Origin of the sequence: Agrobacterium deltaense RV3 (assembly GCF_900013505.1) — a bacterium.
In the GTDB taxonomy this organism is placed as follows: Bacteria; Pseudomonadota; Alphaproteobacteria; order Rhizobiales; family Rhizobiaceae; genus Agrobacterium; species Agrobacterium leguminum.
In genome coordinates this window covers 1-23,847 of record NZ_LT009746.1, presented here as the reverse complement: position 1 = coordinate 23,847, position 23,847 = coordinate 1, and the positions used below count along the sequence as shown (strand labels likewise).

Annotated in this window: 20 protein-coding genes and 1 pseudogene; 5 read left to right on the top strand and 16 right to left on the bottom strand. The window is 58.2% G+C overall.

The window, feature by feature from the left end; translation table 11 throughout:
* Positions 1-27 precede the first annotated feature (27 nt).
* From AGR7B_RS14535 to AGR7B_RS14525, 3 genes are all read right to left on the bottom strand, one after another.
* A complete protein-coding gene (locus tag AGR7B_RS14535; RefSeq protein WP_065656038.1) occupies positions 28-684 on the bottom strand; it encodes a response regulator transcription factor in 657 nt (218 codons plus the stop codon).
* A complete protein-coding gene (locus tag AGR7B_RS14530) occupies positions 677-2,257 on the bottom strand; it encodes a PAS domain-containing sensor histidine kinase (protein WP_080857133.1) in 1,581 nt (526 codons plus the stop codon). Before AGR7B_RS14530 ends, AGR7B_RS14535 begins: the two co-directional genes overlap by 8 nt.
* A gap of 250 nt (positions 2,258-2,507) precedes the next feature.
* Positions 2,508-4,802: an FdhF/YdeP family oxidoreductase gene (locus AGR7B_RS14525; RefSeq protein WP_080857132.1), complete on the bottom strand. Its 2,295-nt coding sequence runs from the start codon at positions 4,800-4,802 to the stop codon at positions 2,508-2,510.
* 412 nt (positions 4,803-5,214) lie between these two features.
* Between AGR7B_RS14525 and AGR7B_RS14520 the strand changes: the two genes are divergently transcribed.
* From AGR7B_RS14520 to AGR7B_RS25925, 3 genes are all read left to right on the top strand, one after another.
* Positions 5,215-5,733, top strand: a complete 519-nt coding sequence (locus AGR7B_RS14520) for a Dps family protein (protein ID WP_065656035.1) — start codon at positions 5,215-5,217, stop codon at positions 5,731-5,733.
* A gap of 18 nt (positions 5,734-5,751) precedes the next feature.
* Positions 5,752-6,732 (top strand): alpha/beta fold hydrolase, encoded by a 981-nt coding sequence (locus tag AGR7B_RS14515; RefSeq protein ID WP_080857131.1) that lies wholly within the window; start codon positions 5,752-5,754, stop codon positions 6,730-6,732.
* Between the two features lie 68 nt (positions 6,733-6,800).
* Positions 6,801-6,971, top strand: coding sequence for a hypothetical protein (locus tag AGR7B_RS25925; RefSeq protein ID WP_162934162.1), 171 nt, complete (start codon positions 6,801-6,803; stop codon positions 6,969-6,971).
* A gap of 329 nt (positions 6,972-7,300) precedes the next feature.
* On the opposite strand, the gene AGR7B_RS14510 is transcribed toward AGR7B_RS25925, so the two are convergent.
* The 8 genes from AGR7B_RS14510 to AGR7B_RS14475 form a co-directional block, all read right to left on the bottom strand.
* Positions 7,301-8,719, bottom strand: coding sequence for an aldehyde dehydrogenase family protein (locus AGR7B_RS14510; protein ID WP_080857130.1), 1,419 nt, complete (start codon positions 8,717-8,719; stop codon positions 7,301-7,303).
* 309 nt (positions 8,720-9,028) lie between these two features.
* Positions 9,029-9,445 (bottom strand): organic hydroperoxide resistance protein, encoded by a 417-nt coding sequence (locus tag AGR7B_RS14505; protein WP_060726459.1) that lies wholly within the window; start codon positions 9,443-9,445, stop codon positions 9,029-9,031.
* Positions 9,446-9,594: 149 nt separating this feature from the next.
* Positions 9,595-10,911 (bottom strand): ATP-binding protein, encoded by a 1,317-nt coding sequence (locus tag AGR7B_RS14500; RefSeq protein WP_080857129.1) that lies wholly within the window; start codon positions 10,909-10,911, stop codon positions 9,595-9,597.
* On the bottom strand, positions 10,908-11,648 hold the full coding sequence (locus AGR7B_RS14495; protein WP_026372362.1) for a response regulator: 741 nt from the start codon (positions 11,646-11,648) through the stop codon (positions 10,908-10,910). The genes AGR7B_RS14500 and AGR7B_RS14495 overlap by 4 nt, the downstream gene beginning before the upstream one ends.
* 87 nt (positions 11,649-11,735) lie before the next feature.
* Complete coding sequence (locus AGR7B_RS14490; protein ID WP_080857128.1) at positions 11,736-12,782, bottom strand: alpha/beta fold hydrolase; 1,047 nt, start codon at positions 12,780-12,782, stop codon at positions 11,736-11,738.
* Positions 12,783-12,982: 200 nt separating this feature from the next.
* Positions 12,983-13,741: an alpha/beta fold hydrolase gene (locus AGR7B_RS14485; RefSeq protein ID WP_065656079.1), complete on the bottom strand. Its 759-nt coding sequence runs from the start codon at positions 13,739-13,741 to the stop codon at positions 12,983-12,985.
* Between the two features lie 45 nt (positions 13,742-13,786).
* Positions 13,787-15,532 (bottom strand): cytochrome c biogenesis protein DipZ, encoded by a 1,746-nt coding sequence (locus AGR7B_RS14480; protein WP_080857127.1) that lies wholly within the window; start codon positions 15,530-15,532, stop codon positions 13,787-13,789.
* A gap of 181 nt (positions 15,533-15,713) precedes the next feature.
* Positions 15,714-16,223, bottom strand: a complete 510-nt coding sequence (locus tag AGR7B_RS14475) for a cytochrome P460 family protein (protein ID WP_065656028.1) — start codon at positions 16,221-16,223, stop codon at positions 15,714-15,716.
* A gap of 470 nt (positions 16,224-16,693) precedes the next feature.
* On the opposite strand from AGR7B_RS14475, the gene AGR7B_RS14470 reads away from it, so the two are divergent.
* Entirely contained in the window at positions 16,694-17,782 is a 1,089-nt protein-coding gene (locus AGR7B_RS14470; RefSeq protein ID WP_080857126.1) for a hypothetical protein, read from the top strand.
* A 171-nt stretch (positions 17,783-17,953) separates the two neighbouring features.
* Here the strand turns inward: AGR7B_RS14470 and AGR7B_RS25555 are convergent.
* Positions 17,954-18,106: pseudogene (locus AGR7B_RS25555) on the bottom strand (transposase); the annotation flags it as partial.
* Positions 18,107-18,381: 275 nt separating this feature from the next.
* Here AGR7B_RS25555 and AGR7B_RS14465 point away from each other — a divergent pair.
* Positions 18,382-19,122 carry a hypothetical protein gene (locus AGR7B_RS14465; RefSeq protein WP_080857125.1) on the top strand — a complete coding sequence of 247 codons (741 nt, stop codon included), beginning with the start codon at positions 18,382-18,384 and terminating at the stop codon, positions 19,120-19,122.
* A 116-nt stretch (positions 19,123-19,238) separates the two neighbouring features.
* Here AGR7B_RS14465 and AGR7B_RS14460 read toward each other — a convergent pair whose 3' ends face one another.
* From AGR7B_RS14460 to AGR7B_RS26100, 4 genes are all read right to left on the bottom strand, one after another.
* Positions 19,239-20,057 carry a calcium-binding protein gene (locus AGR7B_RS14460; RefSeq protein ID WP_080857124.1) on the bottom strand — a complete coding sequence of 273 codons (819 nt, stop codon included), beginning with the start codon at positions 20,055-20,057 and terminating at the stop codon, positions 19,239-19,241.
* Positions 20,058-20,181: 124 nt separating this feature from the next.
* Positions 20,182-21,489, bottom strand: coding sequence for an HlyD family type I secretion periplasmic adaptor subunit (locus AGR7B_RS14455; RefSeq protein WP_080857123.1), 1,308 nt, complete (start codon positions 21,487-21,489; stop codon positions 20,182-20,184).
* A 2-nt stretch (positions 21,490-21,491) separates the two neighbouring features.
* Positions 21,492-23,195 carry a type I secretion system permease/ATPase gene (locus AGR7B_RS14450; protein WP_080857122.1) on the bottom strand — a complete coding sequence of 568 codons (1,704 nt, stop codon included), beginning with the start codon at positions 23,193-23,195 and terminating at the stop codon, positions 21,492-21,494.
* A gap of 304 nt (positions 23,196-23,499) precedes the next feature.
* A partial coding sequence (locus AGR7B_RS26100; RefSeq protein WP_208616045.1) for a hypothetical protein occupies positions 23,500-23,847 on the bottom strand: 348 nt, incomplete at its 5' end.

Genomic DNA, 23,847 nt, shown 5'->3' with positions numbered 1-23,847 from the left:
GCCCATGCCGCTATCAAAGATACCATACTAAGATACAGGTGGCCGTAGCTTCTCGCCGATCAGCTCCGCTTTGCGCACGAGATCGGCGAGGGATCTCGCCTCCATCTTGCGCATGACATTGCCCCGATGCAGCTTCACGGTGACCTCGCTTATGCCGAGCTCGTAGGCGATCTGCTTGTTCATCAGGCCGCGGACAACGGCGCCCATGACCTCGCGTTCTCTTGGCGTCAGCTGTTCGGCAAGGGAGGTGACGGCGTCGTTCTGGGCGCTTTCGCGGCGTCGTGACGCATCCCGCTCCATCGCGGCCGCGACGGCGTCGAGAATGTCCTGTTCCTTGAAGGGCTTGGTCAGAAAATCCACGGCGCCCGCCTTCATCGCCCGCACGCTCATCGGAATATCGCCGAAGCCGGTCATGAAAATGATCGGCATCCGGTTGCCGACGCGTTCCAGCTGCATCTGGAAATCCAGGCCGCTTATGCCCGGAAGCCGCACATCAAGCAGCAGGCAGCCAGGCCGGTTCAGATTGGCTTTTTCAAGAAAGGCGCCGGCGCTGTCGAAAGCCTCGGCATCGAACTTCATGGAGCGGAAAAGATCGGTGAGCGCCTCGCGCATCGACACATCGTCGTCGACGATGAACACGATGGGTGACGGCGGCTCCTTTGTCGTCTTGCGTGGCTCAGGCATGTTCCATCTCCTGGCTGATCGGCATGGAAATGGTAAAGACCGCCCCGCCGAGAGGATGATTGTCACCGGTAAGCCTGCCGCCCCGTGCTTCCAGTGTCGTGCGGCAGATGGAAAGCCCCATGCCCATTCCCGTTTCCTTGGTCGTGAAAAACGGCGAAAACAGCTTTTCCTTCATCTGCGCCGGGAAACCCGGTCCGTTGTCGTGAACCGCAATATGAATATTGTCACTGTCTTCACGTTCCTTCCGCACCGTGATGGTGCGATTGCCGGTGCCCGCCTCTTCCATGGCCTGAATGGCGTTTGTGAGAAGATTGATGAGGACCTGCTGCAATTCGATCCTGACGGCTGTTATCGGCGGCGTTACCGCTTTTTCCACATGCACAGTGGTTCTGCTGCGTTCCAGCTCATGTTCGAGAAGGCTTAGCGTTTCGTCGATGAACTCATCGAGGTCGAAGGTTTCCACCTTGCCGCTCGTATGGGCGAGCAGGCTGCGCGTGTTCTGGATGATTTCACTAGCGCGCTGCCCGTCGCGGATCATGCGTTCGGCCGAGCGGCGGGCGGCGGCGAGATCCGGCGGATCGCGATCGAGCCAGCGCAGCAATGTCTGCGCATTGACGATGATGGCGCCAAGCGGCTGGTTCAGTTCGTGGGAGAGCGATGCGGACATGGCTCCGACGGCCGCCGCCTTCGAGGCCTTTGTCAATTCCGCCTGTGCCTCGGCCAGCGCCTTCAGCGCCATTTCGCGCTGGGTGATATCCACCATGCTGACCACCACACGATTGAAGGAGGCCGCCTCCGCGGGGAAACTGATTGAAAGAAGCACCAGCTTGTCTTCGCCGCTGTCGGTGCGCACCACCACCTTGTCTTCAAAGACACCCTGATTGTCGATGATCGCCTGCAGCACATCGACGAACTTGCCGGACGAAGACACGACTGATCGCTGAAGGGTGCCGCGGATAGAGGAATCGTAACCCAGCATTTCCTTTCCGGCTTCATTCGATGCAACGACGGTGATGAGATCGATGCATTGCTGCGTAAAACCCGGATTGGCGCGGGCATGGGCCCGCATGTCGGTGATGCCCCGTTGCTTGAGGCCCATCAGCAGGGCGTGAAGCTTCGAATAGTCGCGTTCCCAAAGTGCGACGCGCGTACGGTCGAAAATGGAGCGATAACGCTCCTCGCTTTCCTTCAGCGCCGCATTGACGGACAACATTGCCAGCCGGGCGGTCTCGGTTTTCAAAAGCAGCATGGTGGTGACGGCAAGTGCCGCAAGGGCGACGACCAACCGAAGCGCCGACTGGAAATCCGCATCCTGCGCGTGGGTCGCTGCATAGGACAGGAGGGAAAGAATGGCGCAGGCGCAGGAGATCACGATCAGTCCCGACCAGCTTACAGTCTGCGCGGCCAAAAGGACCGTGATGACATAAAGCACCGCGATCGCGCCTTCTATGTCGGTATAGGTATCAACGTAAAATACCGCGGCCGCCAGCGCCAGCGCCCCAAGGCCAAAGGCCAGATGGTGCGCTCCACCTTCCGGTTCGCGCGCGCGAAACATCCTTGACGCAATCGACATTGTTCCCCCGATGCGATTTTTGCCGACAATACGGTTTTTTCAGCACAACCTGACCTATACATAGGTCTTGGTTGCCACCGTCGTCGAAACATCAGGATAGCGGTAAAACGGCACGGCGATATATCGAAAAATCCGCATATATGGCCCGTCTTCCACAGGCCATGCCTGATGGCCCGAGGTGACGTCCAGCCCAAACGGTGGGGAAAAGAGCGTGCAAAGACCGTTGCATTGCGCGCCGGGCCTCCGGGCGTCAGGCGGCTGCCGGACTCACCGTGATCGGGACACCCTTGTAGGAGGGCGTTCCGGAAAGGCGGTCATAATGGCCGAGCGCCACCACCGCATTCATCTCCGGATAATAGCCTGCGGCCGATCCCTTCGGGATATTGTATTCGACCGCCGTGAAACCCTGAACGAGGTGTCGGTCCTCATTTTCCGGGCCGATGCCGTGAATATCGATGCGATCACCATCCTTCAGGCCGCGCGCGGCAAGGTCGTGCCGGTTCATGAAGATGATGTCCCTTCGGCCGAAGACGCCGCGATAACGGTCATCCATGCCATAGATCGTCGTATTGTACTGATCGTGACTGCGGATCGTGGTCAGCACGAGTGCTTCCGGATTGGAGATGAGCGGGTCTTCCTCAAGTCCTGTGGCGACGAGGAAATTGGCCCTGCCGCTCTGCGTGTTCCAACGGCGGAAGGAGGCCGCGACATCAAGGCGAAAACCGCCTTTTACCCGAACCCGGCTGTTGAAATCCCTGAAATCTGGAAAGACCTCTTCGATCTTGTCACGGATTCGGTCGTAATCGGCAATCAGCCAGTCCCAATCAATTCCGTGACGGTTTCCGACGGTCGCCTTGGCGATGCCGGCGATGATGGCGGGCTCTGACCTCACCGGTTCCCCTGGTGGATTGAGGAAACCGCGAGAGGCATGCACCATCGACATCGAATCCTCGACTGTTACAGCCTGCGGTCCTGACGCCTGAGTATCCAGATCGGTGCGTCCAAGGCAAGGCAGGATCAGCGATGTCTTTGCTGTCAAAAGATGAGAGCGGTTGAGCTTCGTTGCGATATGAACGGCCAGATCGAGGTTGCGCATGCCCTCGAAGGTCGCGCCTGTATCCGACATGGCGACGGCGAGATTGCCGCCGAGGCAGATAAGTGCGCGGGATTTGCCGGCGATGATTGCCTCCACGGCTTCTATCGCGTTGTGACCCTTCTCCGCAGATGGGCGGAAACCGAAAGCGCGCTCCATGCCGTCCAACAGCGCCTTGTTCGGGATTTCGGTAATGCCGACGGTACGGTCCCCCTGAACATTGGAATGGCCACGAATGGGCGCTATTCCCGCCCCGGGGCGACCCATATTTCCACGCAGCAGCAGGAGATTGGCGATCTGCTGTACGTTGCTGGTACCCTTGGCGTGCTGGGTTATACCCATGCCGTAACAGATGATGACGTTAGAAGCGTTCACATAAATCCTCGCAACACTCTCTATAGCCTCCTTCGTCAGCCCGCTGACTGAGCAGATCATATCCCAGGACGTCGCGTCGATATCGGCGCGAAGCGCGTCGAGGCCTGCGGTATGTTCCTCGATGAAAGCCCGGTCGAGTACGCCGCCGCGGTCCGCCTGAAGGCTCTCCGCATCGAGTTCGAACACCGCCTTCATAATGCCCTTGAGGGCGGCGAGATCGCCTCCGGTGCGAAGCTGGTGATAGGCGGAGGCGATCGGCGTCGAAGAGAGCGTCGCCATCTCGATCGGGTCCTGCGGCGCGGCGAAGCGCTCCAGCGCGCGTTCCTTCAGCGGATTGAACACGACGATCGGCACGCCGCGTTTTGCGGCATTATGCAGCGTCGTCATCATGCGGGGATGGTTGGTGCCGGGATTGTGGCCGAAGCTGAAGATCGCATCGGCATGGTCGAAATCCTCCAGCGTCACCGTGCCTTTGCCGACACCGATGGATTTCGGAAGGCCGACGCTTGTCGCCTCATGGCACATGTTGGAACAGTCAGGGAAATTGTTCGTGCCATAGGCGCGCACGAAAAGCTGGTAGAGAAACGCAGCCTCATTGGATGCCCGGCCGGACGTGTAGAACTCAGCCTTGTCGGGGTCGTCAAGCTTGTTGAGTTCCCGTGCGATCAGGCTGAAGGCATCGTCCCAGGCAATCGGTTCATAGCGGTCCTTCTCGGAATTGTAATGCAGGGGAAGGGTTAGCCGGCCGGCATCCTCGAGCTTGTGATCGGTCCATTGCCACAGTTCGGAAACCGTATGCTGCGCGAAAAATTCGGGTCCGGATCGTTTCGCCGTCGATTCCCAGGTGATTGCCTTGGCGCCGTTTTCGCAGAACTCGAACGATGAGGTGTGTTTGGGGTCGGGCCAGGCGCAGCCGGGACAGTCGAAACCTTCGGGCTTATTGGCCTTGAGGAGCGTCATCGTGCCCTGTGCGACGATCTGCTGATGCGCGAGCGTTTTCGCGACAGCTTTCAACGCATCCCAGCCGCCAGCGGGATGATCGTATTTTTCGATACCTTCCGGCCGCTCTTCTGCCATGTCGGAGTTCCTTCGATTTTGCAGATTGACGATTGTCGTGCCCGCTGACGCTAGCGCAACTGCGGATGGGTAAACATCATACTCAGGCATAGGTTGCCTGCTCCCTGGAGGGCGGAACGAAAAAGGCCGCCTCCTGCGGCGGGGGCGGCCTTGGCGGATCGGGAGGAGATCCGCGGCTCCGGGAGAGGGGACACCGGAGTTCATGGCTTCTGCGAGCCAATCGCCCTGGGGCGGGGCGACAGGCAAAAACTATCCCGGGTGAGAACCCGCCGAAACTACACTTAGGTATCGGGTGGACTGTACCACCAGCCGATTTCTCCCGAGCCATTCTTCTTTCTATCCTCGGTGCCGATCAGACAGCCGCAACAGGGGCGCTCAACATCGGGCGGTCGATTGCAAAAGGAGAACGATCATGGACATGACCACAGTTGCCAGCAACCGCAAGCTTCCACTCGCAACGCCGACTGACCTCGGTGCCGAAGCGAGCCGCGACATCGCCGCCGCATTGACCGCCCTGCTGGCGGATGTCTTCACGCTCTACATCAAGACCAAGAATTTCCACTGGCATGTTTCCGGCCCGCATTTTCGTGATTATCACATGCTGCTGGACGAACAGGGAGCGCAGATATTCGCGATGACCGACGACATTGCTGAAAGGGCGCGCAAGGTCGGCGGCACTACCATCCGTTCCATCGGTCATATCGGCCGCCTCCAGCGTCTCCTTGATAATGATGCCGACTTCGTCACCCCGGAGGACATGCTCGCCGAACTGCGCGAGGACAACAAGCAGCTGACCGCCATCCTGCGACAAACGCACAACCTCACCTCCGACCTCAACGATCACGCCACCACCAGCCTGATCGAAAACTGGATCGACGAGACCGAGCGCCGCACATGGTTCCTGTTCGAAACCACCCGTCGCTCCCGCTGAAGCCAGGCAGGAACCGACATGACCGACGATCCAATTGCGCTGGCGCTTTCGAGACGACGTCTTCTGCTGGCCGGTGCCGCGCTTTCCGCTGCGATGGCAATGCCATCAACAGCCTTTTCAAAATCCATCCCATCCCGCAACGAAGGAGCATTTCCAATGACCGAATCATTCGTAAAGACCAAGGACGGCGTCGATATCTATTTCAAGGACTGGGGTCCGAAGGATGCCCAGCCCATCGTGTTCCATCACGGCTGGCCGCTATCCTCCGACGACTGGGATGCGCAGATGCTGTTCTTCGTAAACAACGGTTACCGCGTCGTCGCCCATGATCGTCGCGGCCACGGCCGTTCCCAGCAGGTGAGCGACGGTCACGACATGGATCATTATGCCGCCGATGCATCCGCCGTTGCCGAACATCTCGATCTCAGGAATGCTGTTCATATCGGACACTCGACTGGCGGTGGTGAGGTCGCGCGTTACCTCGCAAAATTCGGCGAACCGCAGGGCCGTGTCGCCAAGGCCGTTCTCGTCTCCGCCGTTCCGCCACTGATGCTGAAGACGCCTTCCAATCCCGGCGGTCTGCCGATCGAAGTCTTCGACAGCTTCCGCAAGGGTGTGGCCGAAAACCGCGCCCAGTTCTTCCTCGACGTGCCGACCGGTCCGTTTTACGGCTTCAATCGTCCGGATGCCAAAGTCTTTCCCGGTGTTATCCAGAACTGGTGGCGTCAGGGCATGATGGGCAGCGCCAAGGCCCATTACGACGGCGTCAAGGCCTTCTCGGAAACCGATCAGACGGAAGACCTGAAGGCGATCACGGTGCCGACGCTCGTTCTGCACGGCGATGACGACCAGGTCGTGCCGATCGCAGATTCTGCCGAATTGTCGGTCAAATTGCTGAAGAATGGCACGCTGAAGGTGTATAAGGGGTATCCGCACGGCATGCTGACAACTCATGCCGACATCATCAATCCGGATCTGCTGGCCTTCGTGAAGAGCTGATCACCGGTAAAGGGTCGCCGCCGGAAAAAGCGGATGGCGGCCAATTTCCCGCGCGGAAGGAGATTCCGATGCCGTTCAAACCATCTTATGAAGACCTTGCCCTTCGTGACGGCATCGCCAGCCTGCCCGAGATGGAGGACATCCAACTGGAGCTTCCCCTGTCGCAGCAGGCCGAGGCGGAAAATCGCGTCGATGCGAAGCCGGATCCTTCGAACAACGAAACGAAATTTCAGGTCTGATCGATGTGATTGCCGTCCTCGACCGTAGCTTATTGTATCAGCAACCAGACAGGCTACATCGAGGTACCGTTTTAGGTTTCGATGGAAAACTCTCGACACAACACTTCTCCATCAAGTGGCGCAATATCGTTATTCATGATGGAGATCCGATATTACTAACGCAGTGTCGCGTCCGGAACAGGTAGATGTTGATCGTATCCCGGCTGTTTCTTTCGACCTGCTGTTGCGTCACCAAACGTCGGATTTCGCACGGCTGACACTTCTGGATACAAAGTCGGCCTGAAGCAGAACGGAGAGTGCGCCGGGACCGGCGCTGCAGACTTCTCGCGTTACGGGGTGAGAACGGCTCGCGGTTCGAGCATGCCGTCGAGACCGAAGGCGCCGATCTCCCTGCCGATACCGGATTGCTTGAAACCGCCGAAGGGCGCGCGAGGATCATGCGGTGCGCCGTTGATGACGACGCGGCCGGCCATCAGCCTCTCGGCGATGCGTTCGGCACGTCTGATGTCGGATCCAAGCACATAGGCTTGCAATCCGTAGTCGCTATCATTGGCGATTTTGACGGCCTCATCTTCGTCCTCATAGGCGAGAAGACACAGGACGGGACCAAAGATTTCTTCGCGGGCGATGCGCATTTCGTTAGTGACATCTGCGAAGATTGTCGGGCGGGCGAACCATCCTTTTTCAATCCCGGCCGGGCGTCCGGTTCCGCCTGTCAGCAGGGTTGCTCCTTCTTCGACACCAAGCCGGATGTAAGTCTGGATCCTTTCCCACTGGGCAAGGCTGGCGAGAGGGCCTACCCGAACCTCCGGATCACGGGGATCGCCAACTTTGAATTTTTCAGCCGCCATCCTCAACCGCTCGGCAATCTCGGGGAGACGGGACCTCGGAGCCAGAATGCGGGTACCCGCGACGCAGGCCTGGCCGCTGTTTGCAAAGCCCGACATCAGGGCGACAGGTATAGCCTTGTCGAGGTCGGCATCCGGCAGGATAATGGTGGGTGCTTTGCCTCCCAGCTCCAGAACCACCCTTTTCATGCCGTCAATCGCCGCTCGCTGAATGATCTTTGCAGCCTGGGTGGAACCGGTGAAACTGACGGTCGCCACGTCGGGATCCTGCGTCAGCGCCGCACCGACCACCGGACCCGTGCCGTTGACAATGTTGAAAACTCCTGCCGGCAGGCCGGCCCGATGCAGCCTTCTCACCAGAATATCCGTCTGAAACGCACTCTGTTCGGCCGGCTTGATGACGAGGGACGAGCCTGAACCGATTGCATGCGCAAGCTTGGTGGCGATAAAACCGAAATTGCTGTTCCAGGGCGTGATGGCGGCGAGAACGCCGCGCGGCAGCATCCTGACGGTGCTTTTGCCCACGACCCGGTCAAAGTCGTAGTTCGCCACGGTCTCAGCCATAACATCAAAAATCGACGCTGCGTTTTGAACGGAGAAAGCCGTGAAATAAGCGGGCGCGCCGTATTCTTCGGTCATGACCTGCGTAAGCTCATCCGGTCGCTCTTCGATCGTATCGCGCAGGCTGCGCAGCATGTCGATACGCTGCGCCTTGGTGGATGTTGCCATGGCGGGAAAAGCCCGTTTCGCGGCTGCCACTGCGGCCTTTGCATCATCGGCATTGCCAAGCCGGACATCGCCGATTTTTTCTTCCGTTGCCGGATTGAAAAGGTCCAGCCGTTCATTGCCGTCTGGCACCACAAATTTACCGTCGATATAGATGTGTTCAATTGATCGCATTGATCTGGCCTCGTTTAAGATGGTTGGAAATCCGGCTCGTCTGGCTGCCGCGGAACGCGCTGGAGGCGCGCCGCATGGGTCCAAGCAGGCTTCATTGAGTTGATCAGAGGGATGGCAGGAAGAAGTGGAAACGCGAAAACGGCTGCGGCGGGCGCCGAGCCGTTCCCTTGTGGTCACATCGATGAGACCGCGCCCAGAAGTCCCGCAAGCGGCGAGGGCTCGTCGGATGTTGCATCATATACGCACGGTGCTGCAAATATCGCCGTAAACACGATGGCGATGACAAGCGCACGGGCGGAGACAATCGGCTTAAGCGAGCTTGAGCGTAACATCGATGTTTCCCCTGGTTGCCTTCGAATAGGGGCAGATCTGATGGGCATCCTCGATGATGGCCTGTGCTACGGGACGATCGATCCCGGGCAGGCTTACCGACAGGCGAGCCTGCAGGAAGAACTCGCCGCCCGTCGTGCCGAGATCGACTTCCGCATCGACGGCGGTGTCGGCGGGAAGCCGGAGCTGGCGTTTCGCCGCCGCCTTTGTCATGGCGCCGATAAAACATGCCGACCAGCCGGCCGCAAAAAGCTGTTCGGGATTCGTGCCCGGCTTTCCGCTGCCCGGAGGCGAGAGCTTGATGCCCAGCGCGCCATCATCGCTTTGCGCCGATCCGTCACGCCCGCCGGTCGTGTGGGTCTTGCCGGTATAAAGAACAGTCTCGATCTTGGTCATGGGAGGCTCCTTTCATTTGCCGCTGCTGCGGCGTTTCGTGATAGGAGCTTTGTGATGGATCAGCGTATCCGGCATGTTTCCGGAAACTGCGAAACTGTATCGAAAAGTATCGGCGCTTTGTCACTGGTTATCGTCGACCCGTTTCCCTGTCAGGGAAAAGCCACCTCGGCCGCAAGCCCGCCGCCCTGCCTGTTATAGAGGCGAACCGAGCCGCCGATCGTTCCGGCGAGTTGCTGCGCGATCGCCAGTCCGAGACCGGTTCCGCCCGTATCGCGGTTTCTCGATGTTTCGATCCGGAAGAAGGGCTGCATGGCATTTTGCAGCATCTCGTCCGGGATGCCCGGCCCCCGATCGAGCACCGTGATGACCACTGTGCCTTCACCACGCCGGTCCACTTTAATCTCGGCGCTGCCGGCGAATTTGAGGGCGTTATCTATGAAGTTCGTCAGGATTCTTCGCAATGCATGGGGCTTTGTCGACGCGGTGCCGCGCACCATGCCGGCAACCGTTACGGCTTTTCCGGTATCCTGATAGTCGTAGGCAATGCTGTCGATGAAAGAGGCCAGATCGATACGGGAGGATTTCTCGCCGTTGCCGTGAGCGCTGCGTGCGTAAGCGATCCCATCCTGCACCAGGCGTTCGATTTCACGCAGGTCACTGACCAGCTTTTCCTTTTCCGGCGTATCGTCTGCCATATCGGCCCGCAACCGCATCCGGGTGATGGGCGTCTGCAGGTCGTGCGAAATCGCCGCAAGAATCTGGACACGCTCCTCGAGATATTGCGCGACGCGATCGCGCATGGCGTTGAAGGCGCGGGCGGCGTGAGCAACTTCGCTTGGGCCGCCCTCACTCATCGGCGACCCCTTTTCCCCCGGATCCAGCGCTTCGGCTGCCGCAGCAAGCGCGCTGAGGGGTCTGGTCGTCTGTCGCACTGCAAACCAGGTGCAGAGGAGGAGAAGCGCCATCTGCGCGGCGAAGACATAAGGCAGCCATTCCGCCAGGGGCATCACGCCGCGCGGTGTCACGTCGATCGTCAGGGGCGAGCCGTCCGAAAGCGTCAGGTGTGCCTGAAGCCGCTTGCCGTCGCCGGGAATGGACTCGACCCTGACGGGAAAACGGTGTCCCGCGGCTTCCTCGATCCTCTGCGCAATTTCAGCGCCGCGGCCGGTCATGTCGGAAACACCGGGAAGACCGGGGCCGAGGACGAGTTGATAATTGCTGCGACTCAGGCGATGGACCCATTGCGCCCGCTCTTCCGCAGGCAGGCGGTCGATGATGGCGATCGATACCGCCAGATCCTGCTCCAGAGTGCCGAGCATGACCGCCTTTGCCGACATATATCGTTCGGCAAAGAGGATGCTGAACGACAGGCCGTAGGCAATGGCGAGGCCGGCAAAAAGGATGATGAAAAGTCTGGACCGCAATGAGCGTGGCCACCAGCCGGCGAGCAGGCGCGGGCCGTTCATATCCTCGGCTCCGAAATCTCCACGGGCACCGCAAAGACATAACCCTCCGCCCGTACGGTCTTGATGTAGATGGGTTCGCGCGCGTCATCCCCCAGGCGCTGGCGCACGCGGCTCACAAGAAGATCGATCGACCGGTCGAAAAGCTCCGCATCGCGTCCCTGGGTGAGATTTAACAGCTGGTCCCGGTTGAGGACGCGCTGGGGATGATCGATGAAGACCCTGAGAAGCCGGTATTCAGCTCCGCTCAGGGCAACGGTCGTGCCCTCCCTGTCGAGCAGGTGACGGCCCACCGTGTCGAGGCGCCAGTCACCAAAGGTCAGGAGCTGCCCGGCCTCGCTGATCTGCAGATTGGGAGGCAGCATCCGCGTGCGGCGCAGGATGGCCTTGATCCGCGCAAGAAGCTCACGGGCAGCGAAGGGCTTCGACAGATAGTCGTCGGCTCCCATTTCGAGCCCGATAATGCGATCCATCTCGTCATCGCGGGCGGTCAGCATCAAGACCGGCGTGGCTTTGTGTTTCCCCGCTCGCAGCTCACGGCATAGGACCAGCCCGTCATCGCCAGGCATCATCACGTCGAGCACGATGAGATCGACGGTATTGCCGTCGAGAAAACTTCTCATCTGCCGTCCGTCGGCCGCCACGCTCGTGCGCAGGCCGTTCTTCTTCAGGTAGCTGGAAACCAACTCCCGGATTTCCCTGTCGTCGTCTACGACGAGAATATGGTCGATATGTTCCATTGGATGCCTTCGTCGTCCGGACGGTTCGAGTGGCCCGCTACCGCGTTCCCTGCGTCACATGACAACGGTTCGCGGGCTTCGGCAAGTTTAAAGCTTTGCGACGTCCAGAACAGCCCTGGCAAAAGCCTCGGGTGCTTCCTGCGGCAGGTTGTGGCCGATGCCGCCGCTGATGTTGCGGTGCTGGTACGTGCCGGAAAACTTCGATGCGTAGGCGGAAGGATCCGGATGCGGCGCGCCGTTGGCGTCGCCTTCCAGCGTTATCGTCGGCACGGTGATGACGGGAAGTTTCGCAAGCTGGCGCTCGTAATTATCGTACTTGGCTTCTCCGTCGGCCAGTGCCAGCCGCCAGCGGTAATTATGGATGGTGATGGCCACATGGTCGGGATTGTCGAATGCGGGGGCCGAACGATTGAAGGTCTCGTCGCTGAATTTCCAGGTCGGAGATGCCGTCTGCCAGATCAGGCGCACGAAGTCGCGGGTGTTGGCGGCATAGCCCGCACGGCCGCGTTCCGTCGCGAAATAGAACTGATACCACCAGGAGAGTTCCGCCTTGGGCGGAAGCGGCTTCCTGTTGATCTCCTGGCTGCCGATAAGGTAGCCGCTGACCGATACGAGCCCGGTGCAACGTTCGGGCCAGAGCGCCGCCATGATGTCGGCGGTGCGAGCGCCCCAGTCATAACCGGCAACGACGGCCTGCTTGACGCCGAGCGCGTCGAGAAAGGCGATCATATCGACCGCAAGCGCCGCCTGCTGTCCGTTGCGTGCGGTGTCGTCCGAGAGAAAACGGGTCGTGCCATATCCGCGCAGATAGGGGATGAGTACCCGATATCCAGCCGATGCAAGGATGGGTGCGACATCGACATAGCTGTAGATGTCATAAGGCCATCCGTGCAGCAGCAGCACGACCGGGCCGTCTGCGGGGCCGGCTTCTGCATAACCGACGCTGAGTACGCCCGCTTCAACCTGCTTCAGGGCGCCAAAGGAGGTGGCTCCGTCGCGTCCGGTTGACGGCTGAGGCGAAGGCGCTTCGCCCTTGGCATGAGCAAGGCCTGCGGCCCCGAATTCGACGGCGGCAACTGTCATTGCGGCGATGCCGAAGAAGCGGCGGCGCTGGAAATTGATCTCGGAATTCATTGCTGTCTCTCCTGTCCATGTTGGATGCGGGCAGGTAACGCGGTGCGTGTATCCTCGATGTGTCGCAAGGAGGACGAATGTGAATGGTTTTGTAGCAGGCGGCATTCCGGATACAGACTGATACATTCGGTCCGCCCTCCTTACGCAATCAGCCGCCCCGGTGTCTGGGGCGGCTGTGTTGGACTCGAGGCGGGCGCGGTTTATTTGGCGGATTGCCGGGCGGCCTGTTCGATGACGTCTGCGACCTTTTCGGGCTGGGAGGCAAAGACCGCATGGCTTGCCGCAATCTCGGTCACCGCACTGCCGGCGCGCTTGGCCATGTCGCGCTCGAGATCGGGGTTGATCGAGCGGTCCTGCGTTGCGACAATCGACCAGCTTTTCTTGGTTTTCCAGGCGGGTTCGCCGGCTTTGGCGGCAAAGGCGGCCTTGGCGGCGAAGACCTGACTTCTTGCCATGAAGGCCGCGTCCTCACGCGGCAGATCGCCGGCGAAATCCTGTCCAAAGACGGCGGGATCGAGATAAAGGAACGCGCCATCCTTCGTCGGCTTGATGCCGTTGCCGGCCGGCGGTTTCGAGCCGGCGAGGTCGAGAAGGCTCTCTCCCTTCTCCGGCTGGAAGGCGGCGACATAAACCAGCCCGGCCACATCCGGCCGGTTACCCGCTTCCGAGATCACCATCCCGCTGTAGCTGTGCCCGACGAGCAGGCTCGGCCCCTGCTGGAGATCGAGAACACGGTTGGTGGCCGCCACGTCATCGGCAAGAGAGGTGATGGGCTCCTGCACGATCGTGACGTTGAAACCACGGCTTTCAAGGATGTCTGTCGCCCTGCGCCAGGCCGAACCATCGGCCAGCGCGCCATGGACGATGACGATATTCTTCACCTCTGCCGCCTGTGCGGCAAAAGCGATCAGTGCGGTTGCGACGGCAAGTGCGAATTTTGGCATGAGACGATGGTGCATCATATTTCTCCTTTGGTTTTGATGGGAACGGGAGGAAAATCCGGGTCAGCCGAAAGTGAAGGCATAGGCCTGCACGCCGGGGTCGAGGAAGCGGATGGTAAAGGTTCTCGCTTCGACGGCGCCGGACTGGCGGACGAGCTGGTAAAGACGGGTTGAGGTGACGACGCCATTGCCCTCGGCATCCGTATCGGCGCCATGGTCCGCACCCGGCGGATGCTCGTCGATGGTGACCTGGAAACGAACCGGTTTTCCGGCTGCATCCGGCCCAAGGACCAGATGCAGGTCACGGGCGCTGAAGCGATAGGTGATGCCGCCATCAGCCGCATCAAGTGTGGCCGCCTCCGCGCCAACCGTCCAAGTGCCGGAAAGTCCCCATTCGTTGAGGGAAGGCGTCTTGACGGAGTAGTCGCGCGGCGTGTCTGCACGCATCGCCTCGTTGGATGCGAAGCTTCGAGCCTGCCGGTAGCCTATATAGGTTTCGCCCGAGCGCATCTGCCCGATATCCGCACCGGCTTCGGCTCCTGTCGCCTGCGGGCTCACCGGTGCGCTGGCGGAGGCGCTGCTGCCGGCCTCGCGCAGCAGATCCTGGATCGCCTCTTCGGTCTGGCGATAATTGCCCTCGCCGAAATGGTGGTAACGGATCTGGCCCCTGGCATCGATCAGGTAATGCGCCGGCCAATAGCTGTTATCAAAGGCGCGCCAGATCCTGTAATCATTGTCGATTGCCACCGGGTAATCGATCTTGAAGTTGGCGACGGCCTGTCTGACATTGTCGATCTTCTTTTCAAAGGCGAATTCGGGGGCGTGAACGCCGATGATCACGAGGCCCTGATCCCGGTATTTGTCCGCCCAGGCACGCACATAGGGAATGGTCCGGATGCAGTTGATGCAGGAATAGGTCCAGAAGTCGACGAGAACGACCTTGCCGCGCAATTGCTCACGCGTGAGCGGCGGGGAATTGAGCCACTCCACGGCGCCGTCGAGGGATGGGGCCTTGCCCTCAACCGGCAGCTCCGACCGTGCCGTGGCGGCGCTGACGCCCGCCGCCGCCACTTCGGGCGCTACGGCGGTGTGGAGCCGATCGAGCACCCGCTGTTCGAAGGATGCCGTGCTCGCATAGGATATCTGCGACAGGAAACCCGTATCCAGCCCGAGCGCGATGACCGCGACGCCGGCAAGCACCGCCGCGCCAAGCACCTGCCGGATCCGCTCGCTGAAACCCAGCGACCGCTTCATGGCTGCAAATACCCTGCCGCCGACGAGGATGGCGACGGCAAGGGAGGTCGCAGCCCCGGCGGCATAGGCGGCAAGCAGCAGGCTGGTTTCCAGATTGGCCCCCTTCAGGGCCGCACCCGTCAGCACGAGCCCGAGGATCGGTCCGGCGCAGGGCGCCCATAAAAGGCCGGTGGCGATGCCGAGTAACAGCGAGCCCGCAACTGTCGGCATTGCCCCGGGCTTGCCGGCGGCATTGGCGAGCCGGTTGCCGAGTTCGACGACCGGACGGGTGATGATGCTGGCCGCACGCGGCGAGAGCAGCCCGACGCCGAAGACCGCAAGCAGCGCAAGAGCCGCGAGCCGGCCATATTCATTGGCGCTGATTGCCCAGCTGCCGCCCACCGCGGCCAGCGTCGCGACGGCGCAAAAGGTTGCCGCCATTCCCGCAAGCAGGGGCAGCGTGCTGCGCAGGAACGGTTGCCCCGCCCGCGCAAAAACGAAGGGAAGGATGGGCAGGATACAGGGGCTGAGAATTGTCAGCGCCCCTCCGAGATAGGCAATGACCAGAAACGTCATCATCTTTTCCTTTCAGGCAGGAGTTCGGGGCTCCGGGCGGCGAAGGCGACCCGGCGATGGCGCCAATTTCCCGGCCTCACGTATCCCTGATGTGTCGGCGCTTCGGTGAATTTGTAATCGAGTGTAAAAGCCGCCACCGGCGCACGGCGGCTAAAGCGAAACCGCATGTCCCCGTCATTTGTCACTGCGCATAGCGCGTGAAGACGAAATCATGGTCCTTGACGTTGCCCTCGTGGCAGGAGAGACAGGTCTCATGTTGCGCGGCATCCACCGGCTTGCCGTTGACAAACCGCCCGAAGCCCCAGCCGTGGCTGCCGGCATATTTCTTGGAATCTTTCACCATCACCTGCACGGTGGTTGCCGCTCCCGGCACCGTGGCCGGCGGAAACTCCGTGGATTGCTGCCGCTTATAGGCAAGCTTCACCAGTATCGAGCCATCCGGAAAGGGCAGGGTTCCGCTTTTGTAGGCGTTGGCGGCGACATCGTTTGCCAGAACAGCGCGAAGCTCGTCCAGCGGCGGCGCTTCCTGCGCGGGCGCGATGAACGTCCAGTCACGATATCCGTCAGGAAGAGTGACACCATAGATGGGAGAGGCGTTTTCCGGCAGCGTGTCCGCTGAACTTGAATAAACGGTTCCAAAACCCGCTGCCGCAACCGATAGGGCGACGGCGAAGAAAATCTGGCTTTTCATGGGAAATCCTGCCTGATCCGAAATAGATCAGGTAATGATGTGCCCGGCAGGTATCCGGCATGTTTCCTGAAACCCGCACTTATGTATCAAATCGTAGCAGTGCGCACCGCCACGGTGGCAAGGCCGCGCTTAAAGGCCGGCGAGCACCCTCTTGCGATCTCGCGCCCGGATTTCCTCGCAAGGCTCATATTCGCCCAGTGACCAGGCTCCTCCTCATCCGAGCGCACACCGTCGCCCGCCGGCTGAATTTGCGCAAAATCCTTCCGAAACAACGAGAAGTCGTGAAACTTTTTCGGGTGCGATGAGTTTGGTGCAGGAGCACTCGGCTCACATTTCTCGCTGCATATAATCACCCGCTACGCGGAGGATTGGTCATCCTTTCGGAGGAGATACCGCATGAATTCCATCATCTATCTAGTCGGACTCGTCGTCGTTGTTCTGTTCATTCTCTCATTGCTGGGGCTACGCTGATGGTTGATCCAACGGGTATCGAAACAAATCCAAACCGCAGCTATGTGGACTGGCCGGCGATTTTCGCCGGTGCCGTCATCTCCTCGGGCGCCATGGCAGTCCTCACCGCATTTGCGGGCGGCCTGGGCCTGAGTTCCATCTCGGCTGACGATGGCGGCGAGATCAGCACAGTCTGGCTCATCATAACCGCGCTCTTCGTCATCATTTCCATGGTCGGCTCCTACATGCTGGGCGGCTATATTGCCGGCCGCATGCGTCGGCCTGCCGGCGCTGCCGACAGGAACGAACTGACGGTCCGCGATGGTGTGAATGGCTTGGTCGTATGGGGTCTAGGGACGGTCGTCTCGGCATTTCTCGCGCTCGGCGTGCTGTCCGGTGGCGCCAAGGCTGTCGGCAGCGTGGCGCAGACCGCCGTCGAGGCCACGGGTTCCGCAGTCGGCGGCGCCGTTCAAGGGGCTGGCCAACTGGCAGGCGGCATCATTTCCGGCGCTGGCAGTGCAGCCGGTGGTCTGGCGCAAGGAGCCGGTCAGGCTGCAGCACCCAGCATTGAGCAGATGCTTCCGCAAGGCCTGAGAACCAACCCGATCGACTATTTCACGGATACGCTACTGAGGACCGATACGCCCGCCACCCCTCTGACGGGTGAACAGAGCGCCGGTGACTACCAGCGCCAGATTAGCGGGATCCTCGGCAATCTGATGGCAACAGGCGAGATATCTGATGCCGACAAAACATGGCTCGCCAATCAGGTCGCTGCCCGCACAAACATCAGCCAGACCGATGCGCAAACGCGCGTGAACCAGACGGTTGAACGTGTGCAGGCCGTCAGGGCGGAAGCACAGAAAAAGGTCGATGAAGCCCAGAAGCAGGTCGAGACCGTGAAGGCTGATGCGCAGAAGGCATTGGACGATGCCAAGACCAAGGCTGCGGATGCCGCAGAAAAAGCACGGGTCGCAGGTATTCTTACAGCATTCCTGCTGGCCGCTTCCGCGCTCGTTTCCGCTGCGGCTGCCTATATCGGCGCAGTACACGGCGGCCGCCACAGAGACGAAGGCCGCATCTGGGGTGGGCTAGCCTACCGCAAGTAACCCGAGCGACGGCAAGAAAATCGGCTTTTCAAAAAAGACCTGCCCGGACCAAATTCCGGGCAGTATATACGTTTTAGGCATCTGGCGTCACGGACAGGGTCTGCAGCAAGGCAAGTGCGACCGTGGATGCCGCCAGGATTGCGGTCAGCGCCAGTGGCGCAGTGGCGCCGTAGGAATACACTGGCTGGGATCGTCGCCGTATTCCCGAACCATTTGCACAAGACATTCTCGTGGACATCAAGATCAAGAGCAGCCTGCGCAACAGTGATCCCCACGTTCCCTGACCAACTTCACTGCTTCAAGCTTATACGTCTTTGCATTCATGCTCTCCGGTTTCAGGAGGAACACCTTAACTCGATGTTCATAAAACCGGCAGCAGGCCAGGATGATGAAGATTTGTGGCGTGGCTGTCCACTGACGATGTCATTTAGCCTTCTCGAGCAAAAAAGAGCAATGTTATATTACGGCAATTTTTTTGGGTGCGATTGATTATCGTATTAGAATAAATGCTGCGATGCTATTAAGTATTTATCTGGGTAATGGTTAGTTTTAGGCAAGTTCAATCCGGCATGATTGGGGAGTAATGTAGGAGATTTGCTATGAATACGATTGGATCGGTAACATATTATAGCTCCGCTAGTCGCTACGGTGGACTAGAGAAGAACGATACTAAATCCGCTGACGCATACGCGACGTCGCAACTGCCGGGGGATGGAAGCAAGTCATTGGGCGCGAGCGACAATCCTTCTGGTCTTTCGACGGTCACTCTTAAGCTCCAGGGAAAACTGACCAGCTTGTACGTGTTCGATTTATCGAATGCTAAGCCCATGAACATCTCTGCTCTGCCCCAGGATCAATACGATGAATTTATGGAAGCAAAGAAACAGCTTATCGAGACTAGTATGAGCAGCCTGGAAAGCGAGTATAGCACCCATGAAGCTCCTGATCTTTCCAATTATGCCGGCCTTAAACCCTATGCGAACGTCGTTATTGCTGGAAATGTAGTTGCGACCATCGATAATCAGGGAGCAGTGACGAGCGACGACGCTTTAGGCAAGCGGCTCCGTAACCAGTTAGCGGGTCTGGATGGCGTATCTGGCCCTGATTTTGCCCAAAAAATTGCAGAGCAGATCGCCAATCTGGTTGGGGGCCGAATACAGAAGGCCGGTACGGCCCTGACACAAAGGCAGTTTAATTCGCTGCCTCCAATACCAGAAACCCGAGTGGCGGTTGATCATGTGGGTATGAAGGCTGATCTGCGTTATGCGCAAATCGAAGGCTGGATGCAAGATTATGCGCGCTATCAAAAGGAGCGGGCCGAGTATTTGAGGGATATTTAAGCTGGCGCACCCAGTTTGCGGCTGTATAAGGGGAACAGGAGATTATTCTTATAATATATCAGAAAAGGGGATCGGATCGCCGATCCCCTTCCTTAATTCACGGTTTCCTGCTGCTATTAGGCAGCGAGTGGGAAGTAATCGGGAAGGTAGTGTACACCGTCACTTGTCTGTAGTATTTCCACGACATAGTGTCCACCGGCAAAATAGTTCTCAATGATCACTGCGTTGTCGACCGTGCCGTCATTGGCATCAGTCTCCGATGTGACAAGAAGATTTTTGTTATCCGTGAAAGTGTAGAACTTTACGTCGCTTGTAGCATAACTGACGATCAGCCGGTCGCTGGTATCAAATGTTGTATCGGTCCTAGCGGTGCCACCGTTTGTTAACCCATCATTGATGGTGTCCCAGCCTTGTCCATTGAATAGATACCGGTCGTTTCCAGAGTTACCCCAAAGGCGATCATCGCCGGCTTCGCCATTCATAGTATCAGCACCTGCGTCCCCGAAGATTTGATCATCTCCCGATCCGCCCAGCAATACGTCGGTTCCAGCACCACCGACCAAAACGTCGTTGTTGGCGCCGCCTTCCAACCGATCGTTACCATCTCCTCCGTCCAACCAATCCTCTCCAGCCTCGCCGTAGAGATAGTCGTTGTCGGCTCCGCCCGAAAGGCGATCATCGCCGTAGCCACCGTAGAGGTAGTCGGTTCCGGCGCCACCTTCCAGATTGTCGTTGCCGTTATAGCCGCGGAGGGTGTCGTTGCCAGAGCCACCGTCGATCCAGTCATTGTACGCACTGCCATATACCGTATCATTGCCGCCTTGAGCGTAAACGGACCACCAAGCTTGATATGCAGGCCAACCTGCAGAAGGGGTTAGGGTTTCATATCTCAGGTCGATAGTGTTTGCTGAATCTGTTCCACTACGTGTAGGCATGTTACACTCCTTGGGTTTCCGGCGAACTATTTCGCCGGTTTCGGACGGGCGCTGCAGCTATGCTTTCCAGGCTTGGGCTGCTGCGTCCGTATCTCTCTCGCGACGAACAATGTCGCGAATATCGTCATTCTTCCCGGAACACGCGTTGCATGTGATCGCGCACAGGCTTGGTGAAGTATGAAATGACTTTACGCTCTCCCGTTCGTATGAAGGCATCTACGGGCATGCCGGGAACCAGACCTATCTCGTCGGTTCGCCGGATATCGCTGTCCCGTATGGCAATTCCTGCCTTGTAAAAGCTTGTTCCGGTCATTTGGTCTATCTCTAGGTCGGCGGAGATGCGGATAACTGCCCCCGCGATTTCCGGCGTGGTATTACGGTTGAACGCAGTCAGCTGTAGTGTTGTGGATTGGCCGATAGTGAGTTGGTCAATATCCTGCGGTGCGATGCGCGCCTCCACCATGAGCGTGCTTTGTGGGACGATTTGCATAAGAGGTTCGGCGGCGGTAATCACTCCACCGATGGTATGAACAGCAAGCTGATGGACTACGCCCGCAATTGGCGCTTTGATATCGAGATGCTTCAGTTCATTGAGAGCTGTGGTCTCCTTTTCGCGGAGCTCGATCTGCTGGTTCTCCACGTCGCGAAGTTCCGTCGCCACTTCCGTACGCATTTGCTGATCAATCTGTAGCAATTGCACCTCTGTTTCGGAAATGCGGGTCCGTGCCGAGGCGATAGAGGCCATCAGCTGCCCGTACTCGCCGCGTAACCGTGCTACGTTACGATCGAGATTGTTCACGCGGCTTAACGGAATAGCGCCTGATGCATACAGCCTGCGAAGGCCAGAGAGTTCCTGTTCTATGAGGCCGATTTCTTCGGTTTTCGCATTCCGTTGTTCTTCAACGCCAATGATCTGCTGTTGAATCTGCTTTATTTGCTCATGCAACCGGGTCTTCTCGCCTTCTCGTGAGATACGGCGATCCTCGAAAAGCTGTCGCTCGCTGGCCATCAACATATTTGCATCTGAAAGTGATACCCGTGACAGAAGCGCTGAAGGAACAACGACGAGCAGTTGTGCATCACGTTCTGCCTCCAGTCGTGCTTGACGGGCATAGAGTTGGTAGAGTTTGTGGGAAGTGGTGATCAGGTTCGCCTTTGCGACGGTTGCATCAAGCCGTATCAAGACATCACCTGTTTCAACAGTCTGCCCCTCTCTGACTAGAAGTTCAGAGACGATACCTCCAGATAGATGCTGCACCTTCTTGGTGTTTCCATCCACCATCAAGATACCTGGGGCGATGATCGCACTGGACAGTTCGGTGTTCATTGCCCATCCTCCGACACCGGCAAATAGGAAGATGGTACCGGCCGCGCCAGCGACAAGGTGCCGGTGCAGCGAGTGTGTCAGGTCAGATTTTGTATGGGTTGCCATCGTTACGGATCCTCTCCTACGACAACTGTTAGAGCTGGAGCGGTCGAGAGGCGCTGTCTTGGGGTTTGTTGCTGTAAGGATTTCAGGACGGTATCTCTCGGCCCGAAGGCGCGCGCAATGCCATCTTCCACAACGAGCAAGAAATCGATTTGCGACATGACGCTGTTACGATGTGCTACCACGAGGACGATACCGCCCCGGGCTTTGACGCCGGCAATAGCTTCGGTCAGTGCCCTGTCACCATCGACATCAAGATTGGAGTTGGGCTCGTCCAGTACCACTAGAAAAGGCTTGCCAAATAGGGCGCGGGCAAGGGCGACCCGCTGGCGTTGACCGGCCGAGAGATTTGTCCCACCATCACCTACCTGTGTCTCGTAGCCATCAAGCAAGGATACGATCATGTCGTGTACACCGGCAGCCTGTGCGGCGGCGATAATATCTTCATGATCGGCAGAGCGATCAAGTCTGGCTATGTTCTCCGCTACAGTGCCTGGGAAAAGGTCTGAGCTTTGTGGCATGTACCCGATGTGGCGACCACGCTCGTGAGCAGGCCATTGATCTAGCGTTGCCCCGTCAATACAGACGCGACCACGTATTATGGGCCAAGCGCCTGTAATTGCTCGAACGAGGGTAGATTTGCCGGAAGCACTCGGGCCGATGATACCTACAACACTTCCAGCCTCCGCTCTGAAACTCACATTTTGTATGGTCATACGCTGCCGCTCGCCTGGAGGTGCGGCGAACACGGATTCTACTAGTAGCGTTTGTGTCGGTACCGGCAGCCTCGTTCGATCTGTTGGGGTAATGGGAAAATGAGTCCACAACGCTTTTAGTCGCTGCCACGCCTGCCGTGCCGAGACCATATGGCGCCAGACGCCAATAATCTGTTCGATCGGCTGTAAGGCTCTTGTGGCGATAACGGAGCTTGCGATGATTGCGCCTGCCGATAGCTGTCCCTCAATGACAAGCCAGGCGCCAAGCGCGAGAGTGGCCGACTGCACCATCTGTCGAACTGATTTTGATATGCCTGCAAAAAGGGCGGAGAGATCGGCGGTTGTTCGCTGAATGGAACTGGCGTTTTCGTGAGCAGCGTTCCACCGGTTAGTCGCCTGATTTAGCATTCCCATGGCCGCAATGGCCTCCGCATTTCGATGCGCGGCTTCACCCAGGCGGTTCCGTTGTGCGAGCGCTGCGGCATTTTCTGCGGAGCGATGTTTCGTCAGCATATTTGATAGCAGCGTCAACGTGACGAGCGCAGCCATTGTTCCTGCGACGAGCCAGCCAATCAATGGATGAAGGAAGAAGCAGATCGCCAGAAACACTGGTGTCCATGGCAGATCGAATAGTGCTGCCACCCCCGGTCCAGCTAAGAAGGCCTTGATCTGGTCAGCCTCCTGCGCGGGTTTAAGTACGTCATTGTTCGTCTTGATCAATAAAGGTGAACCTGCAATCGCCGCGAACACCCGGTTTGAAATCTGCAAGTCGATTGTTGCGGCCATCCGAGCTAACATGCGCGTACGAAGAATATCGAGGAAGCCTGAGAAAGCATATAAGCCCGCAATTAAAGCCAGTAGTGCCACCATCGTTGGGATACTGCGACTTGGAATCACGCGATCGTAGATTTCCAGCATAAACAACGGGCCAGCTAAGCCGAGCAAATTGATGATGCCGGAAAATATCCCAAATCCGACCCATACGTGTCGCATAGCAATTTCCTCGTAGGCACTGGTCGACTTGTTTAAAGGGCACTTCAAATGCTTTGCTCTAAGGCAAAAATTCTTTAGTATGATTCAATCAATAGGCGTATTTTTCATAAATACACCACCTTTAGTACACCAAACTAAGTAATTGTAAAAGGAAATTTTTACGACATTAGGTTGTATGTCGGAAACATTTTTCTCTTAAGGATGCATTCTTCGACGCAGAGCGGAGGCGAAATGTGTAAGAGGTCGATTTCGGGAATGGGGATTTTTTCGGTTTTTGTGGTGGCGGATTGGCTAATTAGGTGAATTATTTCAATAATTTAATATTTTTGTGATGTGCTGAATTTTGGGTGGTGCGATTGTTGATAGCTTTCTTTTTCTCTCTCTCATCCCCGCCCTGTTTGTCTGACCTTATACTGTCTCTATTCAGCGAAGGACCGGGAGACATTTCGATCTCACGCTGAGCCAGCGCCGGTCGTGGGAGGAGACGGTCACTCTCACATTCGGTATTTGAGGATGAATATCCTCTGGCGATGAACGGAGGAGAGATGGTTGGGTTTGTGGTGGGCCTCTCTATCTCTTCGAAATGCATTGGCTGAAGGACAGGCTCTGACAGGCATAAATCACTGATGTGGGGGCACTGATAAGTGTCTTT